Below are 16,848 nucleotides of genomic sequence, written 5' to 3'. Positions count from 1 at the left end.
TCGTAATTCAGCCGACCGGGGCCGGTGTGCCCGGCATATCGTCCAGTGCCAGCCCGCCCTCGATCGAGTTCGGGACGCGGCGGCGGTTGGGGGATCCGAGTGCGGCGGTGAGATCGGTCCCGTCGTGTTCGGCCAGCAGATCGCCGCTGTCCCACACGAGCAGCGTTGCGCTGACGGTGTTCTCGGCGGCCGAATGCGCGAGATCGTAATGTGCGCAGCCCGGGACGTGCGGATAGGTGATCCACAGGTCGTAACCGGTCATGAACAGGTCGAGGTCGAACTGCACACTCAGGCCGAGCAATTCGCTGCGGCCGTTATCATCGACACCGGCGAATGCCTCGTCCAGCGCGAGCAGTCGCGGCGCCTGTGGATCGGCCGAATCGAGCATGACGTGTGCGGCCGCGAACAGCGGCAGGTGCAGCGAGACCGACTGTTCACCACCGGAGAGCGCACTGTGCCTGGCCACGGTCAGCTTGTCCTCGCTGCCGTCGGCGGAGATCAGGGTGAAGGAGAATACCCGCCAGGTCCGGTAATCCAGTGTCGCGCCCAGGATTTCGGGGTAGGAACGCTCCGGATGCGCGGCGCGCGCGGCCCGGATCTCGGCGGCGAAGTGGGCGCGGATGGCCGCCAGATCATCGGCGACGAGCACGGAGGCGTCGCGATCGAGCAGCTTGCACATGGCGCGGGCGGCGTCGGAGAGCGAATCGGACAGCACCCAGTGCACACCGATGGTATTGCCCGAGGACATGCGGCGCTGCTTCATCTCCGCACCCATGCGGGCGATGAGATCGCGGGCATCACTGGTGCGTTCGTAGATCTGCTGGGCGAGCCCGGCGAGCAGCGCGTCCTCGAGGATTCGGCGTTCGGCATCGGTGAGCAGCAATTCCTGATCGCGGCGAGCGGCGTCGATGCGGGTGGCGAAATCCGCGAGGGCCGATAGCCCGTTGTCGTCCTGTACCTGGACGACGGTCAGACCGTCCGCGGCATCCCATTGCAGCCGGTAGTCGCGGCCGGAACCGGCCAGCGCGGCATCGAATTCCTGCAGTGCCGAGGTCACCGCACTACGCGTGGATTTGCGGGCCGCCTCGCCGGCCCGCACGGAAGACGTTGCGGCGGTGAGGTTGTCGAAGAGTTCGGCCACCTCTTCCGGCAGCACCTGGGGTTCGGCCTCCGGCCCGGCCGCCGAAATGCGGTAGAGCAGTTGTTCGGAGGTCGACCACGCGGCCTCGCTGCTCGGCCAGCGGCTGTCCGCGGGTGCGCCGAGCAAGGTGAGCAGATCCGGTTGGGCGTACGGCGCGAGGGCTTTCACATCGGCAAGGACCTCGGTGAGCGCGGTACCGAGCGATTCGTGTGCGGTGCGGTAGGCGGCCTCCGCATCACCGACCGCCTCGATCGCCGCATTGGCCGCCTTGCGGGCGGCCTTCTGCTCGGCCCTGGTCGCCTCGATCTTCGCGCGCGCCTGGTCGAGTTCGCGATCAATATCGGCGGCACCCGCGCCCAGCGCCTCGCGCAGGGTTTCGAGTTTGCGCAGTTGCTCCTGGTAGCCGGAATTGGCGGCCTCGGCCTCCTCGGCGAACGCCTCGGCCAGATCGCGGGCCTCGTCGAAGCGGTCCGAACCCTCGCGTTCGCGTTCGCGCTCCCGTTCATGGTCGGCGCGCAGCCGCAGCAGGCCGGTCCCGGTGTTCTCGAAATGACGGATGGCGGCGGCGAGCGCATCGACCTCGCGAGCATCGCGCGGAGTGCGATGGGCCTGTGCGACCGAGCGCAGCTTCTTCTCGACGACCGACGCCTCGGCCACCGCCTGGTCGAGGTCGCGTTCGGCCTGGGCGACAGCCTCGGAGCGCGAACGCATCATGCCCGCGGCTTCCGAAACCGCGCGCAGTGCACCGGTGATGGCCGAGGGTCGCGGCAATGCCTTGGCGGCAGCTGAGATTCGCGCGATTTCGGCGCTCGCCGCCGACTCGTCGGCCCTGGCCTGTCGCTGTGTCTGCTCGGCGGCCTCGATGGCGGCGGCCAACTCGGCTAGCCGGATTTCCCGGCGTTTGGTGCGGGCGGTGGCGCCGATGAATTCGGCATCGGGTTTGTGATGGCGGCCGACCTGGACGCCGTGGCGGAATCCGCCGGTGGTGCTGACCGCGACCTCGGTGCCGATTTCATCGTCCTTGTCGTACAGGGCAATGGAGGCGAGCACATCCGTGACGATGTGCTTCGGCACCGTGAGGTCGGCCGCATCATCCTCCACGACAAGGACATCGGCCAGGCTGCGACCGGAGGGCCGCGCATCGGGTGGCAGCGGAACCAGGAACTGGTCGGAGGTGTATTCCGGCCGTTCGGATTCCGCGCAGACCCAACTGTCGAGCAGATCCGCGGCGTGCAGGGCGGCCTCGATGCCCGCGGCTTGCGCCGGTGTCACGGCATCGGCGAAACGAACCAGTCGCCACAGCGGCGCACCCGCACGGCCTTGCGCGTTCCGGGCACGAGCGGCGGAAACCGGTGGGGCCTCGTCACGTTGCGTCGCGACCGTATCGCGCTCGGCATGCAGTTCGGCGAGCCGGTCACCGGCCAGCGCGGCGGCGGCGCGCGCTTCCTGACGGCGCGAGCGGATGTCCTCCAGCAGCGGCTCGGCACGTTCGACCAGAACCTCGGCGATCCCGGCGGCCTCATCGGAGCCCGCCGTGGCCAATGCGGCGTCGAGCGCCTCGAACAGGCCTTTCCGAATGGGCGAGTACACCTCTCGATGCGCATCCCACCAGGTGCGCAGTGCACCACCGGCCTCGGTACGCGCGAGCACGACCGCCGCCTCGGCGGCCGAGACCTCGGCGGCGGCCGATTCGCGCAGCGCCTTGGCCCGGTCGGCGAGCTGTTCGGCTCGATTCCGTTCGGCGGTAGCCGAATCCAGTAGACCGAGCGCCTTGCGGACCGCGCGCACGTCGGCGTCGCGCTCCTCGGCGTGTCCGCGAACCGCGGCGGTCAGCTGATCGCCACGTGCCTGATCGGCCGATCCCGCCCAGGTGATGCCCGCATCTTCGGCGGCGGCACGCAATTCGTCCTCGCCACGGGCCAGCGCGGCGGCCGCATTCTGCACGGCCGTCTTGGCGCGTTCGGCCTCCGCGCCGCGCTGATCGAGGGTTTGCCGGGCCTTGAGCGCCTTGTCCTTGTGCACACCCGCCGAGGTCTCCAGGCGGCGGACCGCGTCGGCGAGATCGTCGAGTTGCTGTTTGCCCTCGTAGGCACTGGAACGCTGCAGGGTTTCCCGGTCGGACAGCGCCTGTTCGTAGGAGCGGTCGGCATCGTCGGCGCGCGCCTCGGCGGCCGTGCGTTCGGTCTCGCGACGTTCACGCAGTGCGGTGGCGGCGAACAGGGCGGTGCTGGCGTGTGTCACCGCGTCGAGGCGCGTCCGTACCTGATCGACGTCGGTCTTGGCCTGTACCGCAAGGTATTTGCGGTATACCCCGACGAAAGACCTGGTGGCGGTATCGGCGTGGACCAGCCCCTCGAGGGTGCGCCCGACCTCCTCCATATCGCTGAACGAGCGCGCCGCGTCGAGTATCAGCTGATCGTCGAGCGGGCGCAGGCCGTCGGTGAGTGCCTGCGAAAGTCCGCGCGGATCAAGGTTTTTCGCGAGCTGCGGACGGCGCAGCGTGAGAATGAGATTGATCAGCTGGTCGTAGCGCTGGGTGCCGAGGCCGAACATGCGCGCATCGATCGCGTTGCGGTACTCGACCGGTCGATCGACGATGGCGTCGGTGCCGATCTGCTCGGCCAACTGCTTGCGGGTCAGCGGCCGGTCGTCGGGGCCGATGAGAGAAAAGTCGACGCCAGCCCGACCGTCGGCGACGAAATACCAGCGCGTCACCTTGTCCGAAGACCGGGTGGCGCGCATACCGATGCCGATGGTGACAACCTCGGGATCGTCCCACTTACCGCGCGCGAACTCCATCCACACATACGAATACGCGGATTCCTGCTTGCGGTACAACAGGTTCGACTTCATGGTGCGCTCCTCACCCGCGAACGGGTTGAGCCTGCGCGGTTCGATCCGGCCGTCGAGCACGAACGGGAACAGCACCTCGAGTGCCTTGGTCTTACCGGAACCGTTCGGTCCGCGCAGTACCAGCCTGCCGTCGGCGAAGCAGTATTCCTGGTCGCGGTAGTCCCACAGATTGATGATTCCGGCGCGGGTCGGGACGAACCGCACTCCGCCATGGATGAGCGACATGGTTTAAATCCCTTCCGTACCAGCGCTGTCGGCCCCGAGCGTGTCGGCGGCGGTGACGAACAATTCGGCGGCCCGCTTGGTGCGGACGGTGACGACCGCGCCACGGTAGCGGGCCAGTGCGGGCAGCACGATCAGACCGTCCGCGACCACCTGGACCAGCCGCAGCCGCTCGAGCAGGGCGGTAACTTCCCTGGTCAGCCTGGGAACATCGGCTTGCCACTGCGCCGCGAAGGTGAGACCGTACCGGTCGGTGAGCGCCTGCACGGTCTCACCGACCCAACTCGCCTCGACGAACGGGTACGTCGCGCGCACGTAGGTCATCGCCTCCGTATCGGGATCGGAAAGCTCTTCCGCGACTCCGGGATCGGTCGACGGGAGATCGGCGAGCGGGACGAATACGGTGGATTCGGGGATGGCACCGTCGAGTTGTTCGGCGAGCGCGACGGCCGGATCGGGTGCGCCGGGACGCACCCGTACCGGATTGTCGATATCGAGGACGCGATCGGCGATCTCACCGACCAGCAGCAGCGCCACCTGCGCCAACGTCCCGGTGCCCGGGAAACGGACATCGGAGAGACGGCCGGAGACATCGATCAATGCAACGCCCTCCGCGCGGCGTTCGGCCCGCAGCCCGGTGAACAGTTCGACATCCGCGACCACCCGGTCCTGCAGCAATAGCGGGCGCTCGTCGCGGGGCAGATCCTCGGCGTACACCACCGGGCGCTCCACGAGACTGCGCCGCACCCGCCGAGCCGCATCGGCGGCCTGCGCATTTGCGGCCGGACCGGGTGCCAGCGCGTCCTCGGTGAGCAGACCATGCACACTGTGCAGATGCTGCAGTGCGCGCGGTGGTCGGAACAGCGCGAATACCACCGGGCGATCGATGTCGTACAGCGCTTCGCCCGCCTCCGGATCGGCGGCCCAGCCACCCGCATCGCCATCGGCCAGAGTGAGCGCGCCCCGTTGCGCGAGCCAGCCGACGGCATCGACGAAGGCATCGCGATCGGCGGCGCGGTCGGATGAAAGTTCGAGGCCCTCGACCCGGCCGGTATAGGCGGCGACCTGATCGGCCAACTCCGACAACGTGATCTGATCGCCCGCGCGGCCGAGTGCCGCCAGTGCCAAGGCCAGGTAGGCATAGCGGCGGCGATCGAAGACGCGATCGGTGACGGCGCGAGCCGGTTTGCCGGAATCGAGCCGATCGATCACGGGGAAGACCCGGGCTGTCGTTTCGGTGACCTCGAGCCGGTAGCCGAACAACTCGGCCAGATCCTCGCGCAGTTCGGTGGCCCAGCGACGGATCAGCGGCAGCGCGATCCGGTCCGGATAGGTCCGGGTGACCAGGTGATTGGCGAGGATCACCCTGGCGGCGCGCTGATAGTTGTCGAGTGCGAGCGAGTCGATGCGACGGGCGTTGATCATGCGCGCCGCCCGCGGGTCGACTGCTTCACCTCGAGGCGGCGGTTGTTCAAATGCAGCAGGCCGCGTGCGGTGCGGATCACCGTCGAGCCTGGATGTTCCGAGACGGTGAGGGTGACGCCGCTATCGGAGCCGGTGGTGCCGTCGATGCGGCCGCTGACCGGAACCCAGGCGGTGGATGCCGCGTCGAGTAGGCGCAGCAGCACCTCGGTCTCGCGTTCGTCGAGGACACGCTCGTGGACCGAGGCGGCGGCCAAGGACTTGGCGGCCTCGGCACGGGCACGCTGCGCATCGAGCTGCGCCTCGCGGAGTCGGCGAATTCCCGCGTCATTGCGTTGAATTCGGGCGGGGGCACCGGCCTGTGGCGGTCTGCCCGTTTCGGCGAGTGTGCGCGAGATCTCCAGCGGCGGTGCCTCCCACCAGGAGCGGATCGCGGGGATCAGCTCCGCGTCCGGATGTTCCAGGGAAATATGGCGCGGCCTGCCGAGTCCGAAGACGGCGTCGAAGAGCGCATGCGCGCTGTCGGCGGTCGGCGCGGCGGTGAACCAGCCCGCCAGATGTCGCAGCGCCGATTCGCGACTCACCCCGCCCCTGCGTGTCTCGGTGACTCGCCGCAGCAGCGACAGCACGGCGGCAATGGCGCTCATGGTCGCCTCCCGCAGCCGATCCGCCTCGGTCGCAGACGATTCGCCGGGAATATCGGAGGCCGTCGCGACGAACCAGGTCCGCAATCCGTGCCAGCGCGCCCGCCAATCCGCTTGCCGCTCGGCCGGACTCAGCAGCACCCGCTCGTCACAGCGTGCCGCCCGCGCGATGAGCTCCTCGACGCCGGTCGCCTCGATCTCGCCGATCGCGGCGGCCAGGCGCGGCGCGAAGCGAGCCAGATCCATGCTGAACTCGCGCATATGCGCGAGCAGTGCGTCCTTGTGCGCCAGGAACGATTCCGGTGTGATCTCGGTGGTGCGGACCATATCGCCGAGCGAGAGGTAGAAGTGCGCGGCCCGCGCCGCCATATCCGAGAGTGCGGCATCGAGTCGGCGCAGGGTCCGGTAGACGCGCTCCGCGTCGCCGGCCTTATTCGCCTCGGCGAGGGCAGCGAGATCCGCGAGTAGCTCCGGCAGCACCAGTCGCGACAGCGCCGCCTCGTCCAGCCGTGCCTCGAGCACACCCGCGACCGCACGGTATGCCTTGAATCCGGCTTGGGTGAGCTGATAGACGTAGTGCCGATTCCGATACTCCGCGAGCGTGGCGGCGCGTGTCCCGTCATAGCTGCGCTCGACCACACCCCATTGGTGCAGCTGATCCAGCAGCGGCCCGATCTCGGCGCCGGTCAGTTGCGGTGCGTCGGGCGCACTGCGTTCGATCCAGGTCGCGACATCGTCGGCGTGCAGCAACACCACATACGCCGCCCGCGCACTGTCGAACGCCCGCAGCACCCACAGATACTCCGCCCGCTTCTCGGCCGTGGCGAAGGAGAACAGCCGCAACCGCTCATCCCATAGCGCGGGCGCGGCATACGGCAGGCCGTCAACGGAGTCGGTCACCGGGAACAGGGTAGTAGCGGGTCGGTCGCGGGTGTCGAGACCGACCCCAATTCGGCGTGGCCGCGTCCGGTTTGCCGCTGTTCGCCACCCGGTGACTCACAGGTCGAATCGGGCGCGCAGCCCGATCTTCACCTGCTCGAGCACCTCCGAAGTGAGCTCACCCACCTGCGTGGTGAGACTGTCCTTCGGGATGATGGCGATGTCGTACAGCGCGATCACCCGCGAACTCTCCGGCATTGCGACAGTGAGCAATTGATGGCGCGACGGCACTTCGCGTGCCTCGCGTACCGGCGCGGCGACCAACATCGGCCGCTGCCGAATCACCACATCGGAATCCACGATCACCACCGTTGCGCGGCGCCCGGAGATCCGGCTGACGAGATTCCAAATCTGGCCTTGGTGCGTGGGTTCAGCTGGCACGGCCGAACAATACTTGTTCGGCGGTCTGCTCGGCGTCCTTGGCCCATTCGGTCCCGGTGCTGTCCGGCAACGCCCTCAGTTCATCGTCGAGTAGCTGCCGCCGCACGGCCTTCGAGATGTAATCACTCAACTTGTCCGCCGATGCGGCGCGCAGACGAGCAGCCAGATCGTCATCCATCGAGATATTCATGCGCACCGTCATACACCCAACTTTACAGCGAACTCGTCCCACGAGGCAGCGCAGTGTTCGGTAGGGTTGCTGAGACCGATGGCATATCGGCCTCGGGGTCGGCAAGGAGTTCCGCAGTGGTAACGCCGCAACAGCCATATCAACCGCAATCCGGATACCCTGGCGCACAAGGCTATCCGTCCGCGGCGCCCTATCCGCCGCCCTATCCGGGTCCGGCCCGGCGCGCAGCGTCGGCATTGGATTGGGTTACCGCGGGTCTGCTTGTGCTCTCGGCATTGCTGACGGCGATCTGGCGGTTCACCAGCGATTACTTCAAATTCATCGACAACATCGCGTTTCTGATGACGGCCGTGCTGGTGGTCGTCACCGCTATTGTGCTGGTGACAGGAGCGGGTGCCAGAAATCCGGCATTCCGTGCGCTCGCCGCCGCTGCCGCGGGAACGCTGTTCGCGCCGTCGCTCGACCAGGTGGTGGCGATGGTGCGATTTCACGAAGTGGTTGAAGTCAAGGACTTCGCCCTGAACCTGCCCGCCTTCGTCTTCGCGCTGGGCGCGGTCGTCACGGCGATCAGCGCCACCGCGCAATCACGAGGACCCCGCACGCTGGCCGCGCCGACCCCACCACCGTGGCAACCCCAACCACCGGCCACACAGTTCCAGCGGCCCGAATATCCGCCGCAATCGCAGTGGCCGCCGCACTGATCGCTCACGTGGTCCATAGACTCCCGGTCGAACAGTAGCTCACTGCGGCGGGAGGAGTCGGCGGAGCAGGCGCTTGCCTTGTTCGATGACGGTATTGATGCCGTTGTGGGTGGACCCGAGCGGGTTCGGGTCGACGATGTCGAGTACGCGCCCCAGGTTGGCCAAGGCGAATTCCATATCCCGGAGGGCGCGGGGGCTGGCCGGGTCGGTTTCGAGGATGTCCTGGGCGATCGCGAGGGCCTCACGGTAGACCTCGGCGGCGGTGTCGTAGTCGTATTCGCGTTCGGCGGCGGCACCGATGGCCCAGAGGATCAGACCGACATCGCGGTGCAGTTGCAGATTCTCCGGATCGGCGGCGGCCAGGCGGCGGGCGATGGTGAGTGCCTCGGTGTTGTGGCGGAAGGCGAGGGTGAAGGCGCCGGTCGCGGCGGCCACCCTGGCGAGTTGGCAGTGCGAGATGCTCAGGTCGCGCTGCTTTTCGGTGTTGCTGGGGTCGGCGGTGGCGAGTTGCTTTGCGAGGGTGAGGGATTGGGTGTAGTGGTGGTCGGCGGCCAGATAGTCGCCGGTGCGGACGGCCAAGTCGCCGAGTTTGTCATGGGAAATGCTGAGGTCGCGTTGATTTCGGGCATTGCCCGGATCGGCGTCGGCGAATCCGCGGTGGATCGCCAGAGCTTGGGAGTAGTGGGTCGAGGCCGCGGCGAGTTCGCCGAGTTGCATGGCCACATCGCCGGACCGGTTGAGTGCGATGGCGAGATCGCGGCGGTATTCGGCGTTGCCGGGATCCTGATCGGCGAGTTCGCGGTGGATGGCGAGGGATTCGGTGAAGAAGGTGAACGCTTCCTCGGGTGTTTCGTAGAGCAGCGAGGTGTCGCCGATCTGCTGCATGGCGATGGCGACGTCGCGGGTGATCTCGGTATCGCCAGGATCGGCCAGCGAGAGTTCGGTACTGATGCGCAGCTTTTCGAAATAGTGCCTGCTCGCGGTCTCGCCGTGCCCGGCGCGCATGGCGAGATCACCGAGTTTGCCGTGTGCGATGGCCAGGCCACGCCGGGATTCGGCGGCATCGGGGCCCGATTCGATGAGACCGCTGTGCAGTGTGAGGGATTCGGTGTAGAGGTACTGTGCGCCGTCGAGATCGGCGGTCAGTACGGCCAGGTCACCGAGTCGGGTGCAGGCATTGGCCAGGTCGCGGTGCAGGTCCACGCGAGTGGGGGCGTTATCGGCGAGGGAGCGTCGGATGGCCAGTGCCTCGGTGTGGTGGGCGAGCGCGGCCGTGAGATCCCCGGTGCGCACGGCGATATCGCCGAGGCTCTCCAGTGCACGGCTGAGAACCTGTTGCATATCGACGTTGTGCGGATCGGTATTCGTGAGATGCCGTGCGGTGCGCAGGGATCGGCTGTAGTGCTCGCGCGCCGTGCCGAGATCTCCACCCAGCACGGCGAGTTCACCGAGGGTGTCCAGGCCGATGACGAGTGCGCGTCGGGCATCCGCACTGCCCGAGGCTGTTTGGACCCTGGCCCGCAGCACCTCGACCAGTGCACACTGGCGATCGGTCGCGGCACCGAGGTTTCCGGTGCGGCGCAGTGCGCGTACCTCGCGGTCGCCGAGCTCGAGATAGCCGGGCGTATCGATCGGCAGAGTTGGCATGATCTCGCCGAGCAGGGCGGCGACCTGCAATTGGTCCAACTCGCGACAGAAGGGGATGGCGAGTTCGGTGAGTTCGGTGTACCGGCCCGCGGCGAGTAGATGTCCGCATGCCTCGCTGTAGTCGTGGAAATCCCGGAAACCAGCCGAGATTCGGGCGATTCGCATCGCGTGGGCTCGGTTGTGGCGGCGGATCCGATCGGCACCCTGGTGGGTATCGAGGGCCTGGGCGACCCACGGGTGCACGAGGTATCGGTCGTCATCGGTGGTCAACAGTGTCAGCCTGAGCAATGTATCGATGGCCGCCAGCACTTCGCGGCGCTGGTCTCGCGTCGCGTCGGCACCGAAGCGGGCATGGGAGATATCCAGATCGCGCAGCGGCGTCCGCGAGAGTGAAATCTGCAGCAGCAGTTCGCGTTCGGATGCGTCGAGCAGGTCGACCAGCGCATCGACGAGGATGTCGCGGGTGCCGAGCACGACCGCGGTGTCGAGGCTTTCGGCCAGGGTTCGGTCCTGGCCGAGATCGACCGCGTGTTCGGCTGCCAAGCGGCGCAGCCGCGCACCGACCGGACGCAGTGTGCCGTCGCCACCGCGCAAGAGCGCGTCGACGAATTCGATGAGCCGCGGATGTCCACCGATCGTCCGCGCGACGAGCCGCTGCTCCTCCGGACCCAAACCGCTGATCTGCGGCAGCCGTAGGAACATGCGCTGCAACTCGGCCGGACTCAGTGGCGTCAAGCCGACCTCCGTGAGACCACCCGGAACCGGATAGCGGCAGGTAACCAGCAATCGACCGGTCCCGGCAATCCGACACAACTGCGAAAACTGTTCGGCGAAACCGGGATCCAGAAATTCGGCACCGCCCGGCCGGCTCAGATTCTGCTCGAAATCATCGAACAGCAGTAGCACTCGGCTCCCCGCCAACAACCGATGGACATGCTCGAGGGCCTGCTCGCCGCTAGCGCGGTCCAGCGCCTCGGATACCGTGCGCAATGCCGGGTCGTCCGCGATCGCCGCGCGGATCGCGGCACACAGCGCGGACGGATTCCACTGCCCCACATGCTCGGCGATATGCCAGCCGCGCTCCCGCATCCGCGCCGCCACGCGACCGGCCACCGCTGTCTTCCCGAGCCCGCCCATCCCGGTGATCACCACACCCGGTCGCCCGCGCGACGAATCGAGCATCCGGACGATATCGCGCACCGGCCCGCGGCGGCCGATCAGATAGCCGACCGGCAACTCGCGCACCGTCGCACCGCTCGGCGCCTGCGTCCGGCGCCCGAGCGGTCGCGGCGGCGCCGTCGGATGCCACAGCGGCCGATCGGCGATACCGGTCAGCAGCGTCGGTACGAACCATTCGGGCGGAACCGACGCGCCATCGGCGAGCCGCTCCTGCTCGAGGGCATAGCGCGCCTGCCCCAATGCGAAGGCGACCGACCCGGCCGGGTGCGCGGACAGCATGGCGTAGAACGATTTCGCCAACCGCGTGGCATATCGGTCCGAAACCCGCGTCTGCATGACCAGTACCCGCTCGACACCCCCGCTGATCAGCGTGCGCGCCAGCCCGGCAGGGCCGCCGTCGACACCGCCACAACTCGACAACACCACCAGGGGTAGCGCCCGTTCCGAAGCACGCAGCGCGGCAATGAGATCGGCGGCCTCGATCAGATCCGGATCGCCGTCCTCATCCTCCAATTCCAGCATCGTCGCCGACCCGTGCGCACTCAGATGCAGCACATGGAACTCCTCGGCCCGCAGCGCGGCGGTGATCTGCTGTAGGGAAGCGACCTCGAGGATGCGCACGCCGCCGCCCGCGGTCGGCACCTGCGAGACCGCGTCGAGGATCGCCTGCATCTCCGCTTCCACATCCAATGCCACATTGGCCGTGTGGGTTTCCGTCGGCGCGGCGACCGCGGCCAGAATCTTCATCGGTCCCGGTGCCGGGAAGGGGTTGGGCTGCCCGGCACCCGAATGCCTTCGGGAGATGGCTACGGTCGGCCGCATGGCCAGGGGCATAGCGTCGGCGAGCACCAGCATCTCGTAGGGGAGCAGCATCGTATCGTCGTCGATATCGAAGACCACCTCTGTATCGGAGTCGTCGACGAGTCGCATCAGCTGCCAGGTGGTGCGCGGCTCGAACAGTGTGTCGCGCAGTGCGGTACCGATCTGCACAACCGTTCGACGCACCGTCTCCGGTTGGCCACCCACCGCATCCCAGGCGCAGGCCAGCAGATCAGGTAGCGGTGCTACCCGTTCGCCGATGGGCGTACCCGCCTCGAACACCGTGGTGCGTAGCGATTCGTCCGCATCGCGACGCACAATGACGCGAACCCGATTCATCGCCCACCCCTTACCGCCGGCGATGCATCAAACCTACGCCGAAATGATCACTCGCAGGACAAGGTCCGCAACTGATCCAGATACACCCGGGTGCGCGGATCGCCGGGGAAGCGCTCGATGATTTCGCGCGCCGCCTCGCCCGCGATCCACATCAGCGACGGCAGTGATCGACGCTTGCCCGCGAAGGCCCGCATGCCCTCGTTCAATGCGAGTTCCAGATCGCGGTCGCGCACCGCGACCACCGCGAGGGTGAGGTGTGCCTCCGACACCCGCATCGGATTGCGTATCGTGCCGTCGGCGCGGGTCGAGTGGCGGATCACCTCGCGCGCATAGGATTCTGCCCGCGGATCCTCACCCGCCACCCGGCAGCAGTCCATGGCATAGAAATCGAACTTCTGCGGATCGACCACGAAATGGTTGTCCAGATTGGTCGGGTGGTCGAGTCGCTCGAGGATAGCTCGACCTTGGTTCAGCGACGCCTCCACCTCGCGTCGGTCACCCAGTCGAGCCCAGGCCTTCGCACGTTGTGCCGACAACTGGACACCGACGCCGAGACTGCGGCTGGTTGCGAGCGCCGGGTCGACCGCCTCGATCGCACCTCGATAGTTACCCTGGGTCAGTGCGAACCAGGCGGCCATTTCCGCACTCCAGCCGGTGATCTCGGCGTGGTCGGCCTCGCGGCCGAGCGAATAGGCCGCGCGGCGAGTGGCTTCCGCGGTGGTGCGCCGACCGAGGTCGTAGTCCACGCAACCGACCAGCAGCGCAACCCAACCGGCCAGTACGAGGATTTCCCGATGCTGCGCCAGCGTCAGTCGGCCGTCCAACAGTGAAGTGATACGGCGCAACCAAGATGTGCCCTCGGTATGCAGATCGTGCGGATCGGCGAAGGGATACTCGCAGCACAGCCGCTCCGCGGTGATGCGGATGGCATCGAGTGTGGCCGTGGAGACATCGGACATCCGTAGCCTGCCGATGAATTCGAGAGTGTCCATCCCGGTTGCCGAGAGCAGCTCATCGTCGCGGCTGGGACGGTTTTTCGGGAAGAACGCTGCGGTTACCGTATCGAATGCGGCGGCGATGATAGGGGCATAGAAATCGTCCGGACGCGACTCGCCCGACTCCCAGCGTCGCCAATTACGCAGCAGGGTACTGTCCGTCGGCAGGTTGTGCGAAGACTTCGCGCGCATGACACGGACGGCGTCGGCTTGCGACCACCCCCGTGCATCGCGTTCGGAGCGCATTCGGACAGCCCAGACGGGTCGATCGTCTCCAGCGGCCACGTCTGTAGTATCTCATCAGTTAACGCTCAGTGGCCCGGATAGGGCATACAGATGTCACTGGGTTGACACCTGCACTCGCAGTTTTGCGTCCTACATTCTGGATATGGGCGCGGAAGATTTGCCACGCTCCAGATGTAAGGACGTCTGCTCTTGCATGTACGCAGTGCCCCTCGGCGACGGGGGTGATCCACATAAGAGAACAGCGAGAGATCCCCAATCCAACGGAGGTTCGGGTGGAAGCGTTGATCTATGGATACTTGCGTGATGATTTGGCCGATGGCCATGGTGCAGAGCTCGAGGACGCGATGAGCAGCCTCGCTCGCGACGAAGGGCTTTGCTTCGCCGCAACATTCCATGAATCGAATTCCGGTGACGGCACGGCATTCGCCGAGCTGACCCAGGAGCTCAAGCGGGCCGACGCGCACCATGTGGTGGTGCCGTCACTCGATCACTTTGCCGGCCAGACGATTCCGCGAGACATCCTGCTCGCGAAGCTGGCCCAGGATGCGGCGGCGCAGGTGTGGACCATCGAGAGCTGCGCGCTTCGCGACGAGGCTCTCGGCGAAGAAGCTGTGCACCAGGACTGACCTGCGCCGCAGATTCGCCACCAGCCAGGTCGCGACCGCACCGGCCGCGAGGGATGCGAGCAGCGCCGCGACATGGTGTTGCCCGAATGGCGGATAGACCTGCCAGTGCAGCAGATAGACGAACAACGAGCTGTCGGCCAGCAGCGCGGCGACTCCGGCCACCAGGGCCGGCACGCGGACCGCGGGCAGCCAGATCAACAACAGCAGCCCGGACATCACCAGCCGCTCCCGATCGGGAATGCCGAAGTAGCCGGGCACCGTGATCAGCAGCACTGCAGTCACCAACAGCCGCTGCCAGATCGACGTAGCCTTCGCGGCCGCCCAGCCGAGGGCGAAGAACCAGCAGGCCAGCGGCGAGAACGGTACATCCTTGGCCGGGTAGAGCCCGAACGACCAGAACCGAAACACCAAGGTGAGCCCGACAAGTCCCATGGCGAACCAGAACGGCTCGCGTCGCTGCACGGCATCGATGAACGGCACCCGCACCAAGAGCGCGGACACGACCATGAACAGCACGAGCACCTCGATGAACCACAGGTGCCCCGCGGTGTCGCTGTCGCGCGGTCCGAGAATCTTATTGAGCAGCAACACGTTCTGCCAGCCGTAATAGTCGGTGAACAGCAGCGTCAGCGCGACCCATGCGGCGGTCGGGATGGCGATGAGCGCCACCGTGCGCAGCGCGTGCCGCAGCCGTTCGGCGCGGGGGGTCATGGTGACCGCGAACCGGGCGAAGTTGAACCCGGCGACACCGAGCAGGATATGGGCCGCGCCCCAGAGCACGAACATGCCGATATGCGAGCCCGCGATCAGCACGATCCCGGCGGCGCGCAAGAGGGTCGGGGTGTCCACGGTGCGCCCGAATGCCCGGTGGCCGTCCGGAATCCGTTCGAGTTCGGCGACAGTCAGATCTGGCCAGTTCGCGGGCAGTCGGCCGAGTGCGCGCTCGAGGCGGGTCGAGGTGGTGATGTAGGTCAGCGAGTTGCCGCCGAGGTCGACGAAGGTGCTGTCGGGCCGGACCAGCGTGGGATCGATGCCGAGGGCAATGGCGTAGAGCGCGCGGATATCGCGTGTCGGCAGGTCGCGTTCGGATGCGGTGAGCTGGCGTATCGCCGGATAGTCGGGCTTGCCGTTGGGCAGGCGGGGTATCTCCTCGACCACGCACGTGCGAATGGCCGCGGCGGGCAGACCGGACAGTTCGGCAGCGGTCGCGGTCAGCGATTCCGCCGGATTTTCGGCGGCGACGACCAGCTGGTCGCCATCATCGATGCAGCAGGCCGTGAAACCGGCTGCGGTCAAGCCGGATTCGAGCCGCTGCAGATCGATGCGCAGGCCGAAGATCTTGGCGAACCGGCTGCGCCTGCCGACCACCTGGTACAGCCCGTCGGGTGTACGCCGAGCCAGATCGCCGGTGCGCAGCGCGTGGACCGTGCGGCCCAGCGCGAGATCGCGCGGGTTCTCGGCGTAGCCGAGCATCACATTCGGCCCGTGGTAGACCAGTTCCTCGTCGTCGGTATCCGGTACCTGCTCCAGGGTGAATCGGCCGCCGGGAATCGGTTGGCCGATGCAGTCCGGATATTCGGCGGCCAATTCCGGTGGCAGATAGGCCATTCGCGCGGTGGCTTCGGTCTGGCCGTACATGACGACGAAGTCCCAGCCCGCCCGCTTGCCCAGTTCGGCGTAGTCGCGGACCCGCTCGGGCGCGAGGCGGCCGCCAGCCTGGGTGATATAGCGCAGGCTCGGCAGTGTCATCTCGGCGAAGCCGATGCGTTCGAGCAGATCGATCGTGTACGGCACCGCCGCGAAAGACGTTGCACCGTAGCGACGGAATTGGACCCAGAAATCGTCGTTGAGAACCGACCGGTCGGTGAGCAGCAGACTCGCGCCGCGCAGCAGATGGCTGTGCACGACCGACAGTCCGTAGCAATAGAACATCGGCAGGGTCGTCGCGGCGCGATCATCGGCATCGATGGCCAGATATTCGCCAATGGCGTCCGCATTCGTCAGCAGATTGGCCGCGGACAACCGCACCAGCTTCGGCGAACCGGTCGAACCCGAAGTACTCAGCAGCAGCGCCAACTCCGGATGCAGGCGATGGGCGGAGCGCGCCCGCCGAATTTGCGGCGGACCCGCATCGATCACGACATCGGGATCGTAGGTGGCCAGCAATTCACTGGTGATCTCGGCGGTGAGCAGAACGACGCAGCCCGCGCTCAGCGCGCCGAGATACGCGACGAGCGAGTCGATATCGTTGCGCGCCGCGAGCGCGATGAGGCGCCGGTTCGCTCCGAGCTGCTCGGCGTACTCCTCGACACGTGCCGCCAGCTGCGCATAGGTGATCCGCTCCAAACCATCCGGCACCGATTCCGCTGCTGTGACGGCCGCCGATGGACATCCAGAGCAGAGGACGGCGATCCGGTCGTCGAAACTACGAAGGTGCGCGACGATCCGGTGAATAGTCACCCGGGAAGTCTATATGGCAAGCCTTTCCATACTTGCACATGGCC

Annotated in this window: 9 protein-coding genes; 1 reads left to right on the top strand and 8 read right to left on the bottom strand. The window is 66.9% G+C overall.

What is annotated here, in order from left to right; translation table 11 throughout:
• Positions 1-7 precede the first annotated feature (7 nt).
• The 5 genes from AB0L58_RS05040 to AB0L58_RS05020 form a co-directional block, all read right to left on the bottom strand.
• Complete coding sequence (locus AB0L58_RS05040; protein ID WP_364381243.1) at positions 8-4,219, bottom strand: TIGR02680 family protein; 4,212 nt, start codon at positions 4,217-4,219, stop codon at positions 8-10.
• Positions 4,220-4,222: 3 nt separating this feature from the next.
• Positions 4,223-5,638 carry a TIGR02678 family protein gene (locus AB0L58_RS05035; protein WP_364381779.1) on the bottom strand — a complete coding sequence of 472 codons (1,416 nt, stop codon included), beginning with the start codon at positions 5,636-5,638 and terminating at the stop codon, positions 4,223-4,225.
• A complete protein-coding gene (locus tag AB0L58_RS05030) occupies positions 5,638-7,182 on the bottom strand; it encodes a TIGR02677 family protein (protein WP_364381240.1) in 1,545 nt (514 codons plus the stop codon). The genes AB0L58_RS05035 and AB0L58_RS05030 overlap by 1 nt, the downstream gene beginning before the upstream one ends.
• A gap of 96 nt (positions 7,183-7,278) precedes the next feature.
• Positions 7,279-7,602 (bottom strand): type II toxin-antitoxin system PemK/MazF family toxin, encoded by a 324-nt coding sequence (locus AB0L58_RS05025; RefSeq protein WP_364381237.1) that lies wholly within the window; start codon positions 7,600-7,602, stop codon positions 7,279-7,281.
• Complete coding sequence (locus AB0L58_RS05020; protein WP_364381234.1) at positions 7,592-7,804, bottom strand: hypothetical protein; 213 nt, start codon at positions 7,802-7,804, stop codon at positions 7,592-7,594. The genes AB0L58_RS05025 and AB0L58_RS05020 overlap by 11 nt, the downstream gene beginning before the upstream one ends.
• Positions 7,805-7,908: 104 nt before the next feature.
• Between AB0L58_RS05020 and AB0L58_RS05015 the strand changes: the two genes are divergently transcribed.
• Positions 7,909-8,493 carry a hypothetical protein gene (locus AB0L58_RS05015; protein ID WP_364381231.1) on the top strand — a complete coding sequence of 195 codons (585 nt, stop codon included), beginning with the start codon at positions 7,909-7,911 and terminating at the stop codon, positions 8,491-8,493.
• A 39-nt stretch (positions 8,494-8,532) separates the two neighbouring features.
• Here AB0L58_RS05015 and AB0L58_RS05010 read toward each other — a convergent pair whose 3' ends face one another.
• The 3 genes from AB0L58_RS05010 to AB0L58_RS05000 form a co-directional block, all read right to left on the bottom strand.
• The gene (locus AB0L58_RS05010; RefSeq protein WP_364381228.1) at positions 8,533-12,477 is read right to left on the bottom strand and encodes a CHAT domain-containing protein; all 3,945 of its coding nucleotides are present in this window, start codon (positions 12,475-12,477) and stop codon (positions 8,533-8,535) included.
• 47 nt (positions 12,478-12,524) lie between these two features.
• Positions 12,525-13,664, bottom strand: coding sequence for an XRE family transcriptional regulator (locus AB0L58_RS05005; RefSeq protein ID WP_364381225.1), 1,140 nt, complete (start codon positions 13,662-13,664; stop codon positions 12,525-12,527).
• Positions 13,665-14,197: 533 nt separating this feature from the next.
• Positions 14,198-16,804 carry an AMP-binding protein gene (locus AB0L58_RS05000; RefSeq protein WP_364381222.1) on the bottom strand — a complete coding sequence of 869 codons (2,607 nt, stop codon included), beginning with the start codon at positions 16,802-16,804 and terminating at the stop codon, positions 14,198-14,200.
• Positions 16,805-16,848: the final 44 nt, after the last annotated feature.

The sequence above is a fragment of the Nocardia sp. NPDC052112 genome (assembly GCF_040680135.1).
In the GTDB taxonomy this organism is placed as follows: domain Bacteria; phylum Actinomycetota; class Actinomycetes; order Mycobacteriales; family Mycobacteriaceae; genus Nocardia.
This window is presented reverse-complemented; position numbering and strand designations above follow the sequence as displayed.

Excerpts from the sequence above, each read along its gene's own strand:
- AB0L58_RS05040 (WP_364381243.1), bottom strand. The coding sequence starts at position 4,219 with ATGTCGCTCATCCATGGCGGAGTGCGGTTCGTCCCGACCCGCGCCGGA.
- AB0L58_RS05020 (WP_364381234.1), bottom strand. The coding sequence starts at position 7,804 with ATGACGGTGCGCATGAATATCTCGATGGATGACGATCTGGCTGCTCGT.
- AB0L58_RS05010 (WP_364381228.1), bottom strand. The coding sequence starts at position 12,477 with ATGAATCGGGTTCGCGTCATTGTGCGTCGCGATGCGGACGAATCGCTA.
- AB0L58_RS05005 (WP_364381225.1), bottom strand. The coding sequence starts at position 13,664 with ATGCGCGCGAAGTCTTCGCACAACCTGCCGACGGACAGTACCCTGCTG.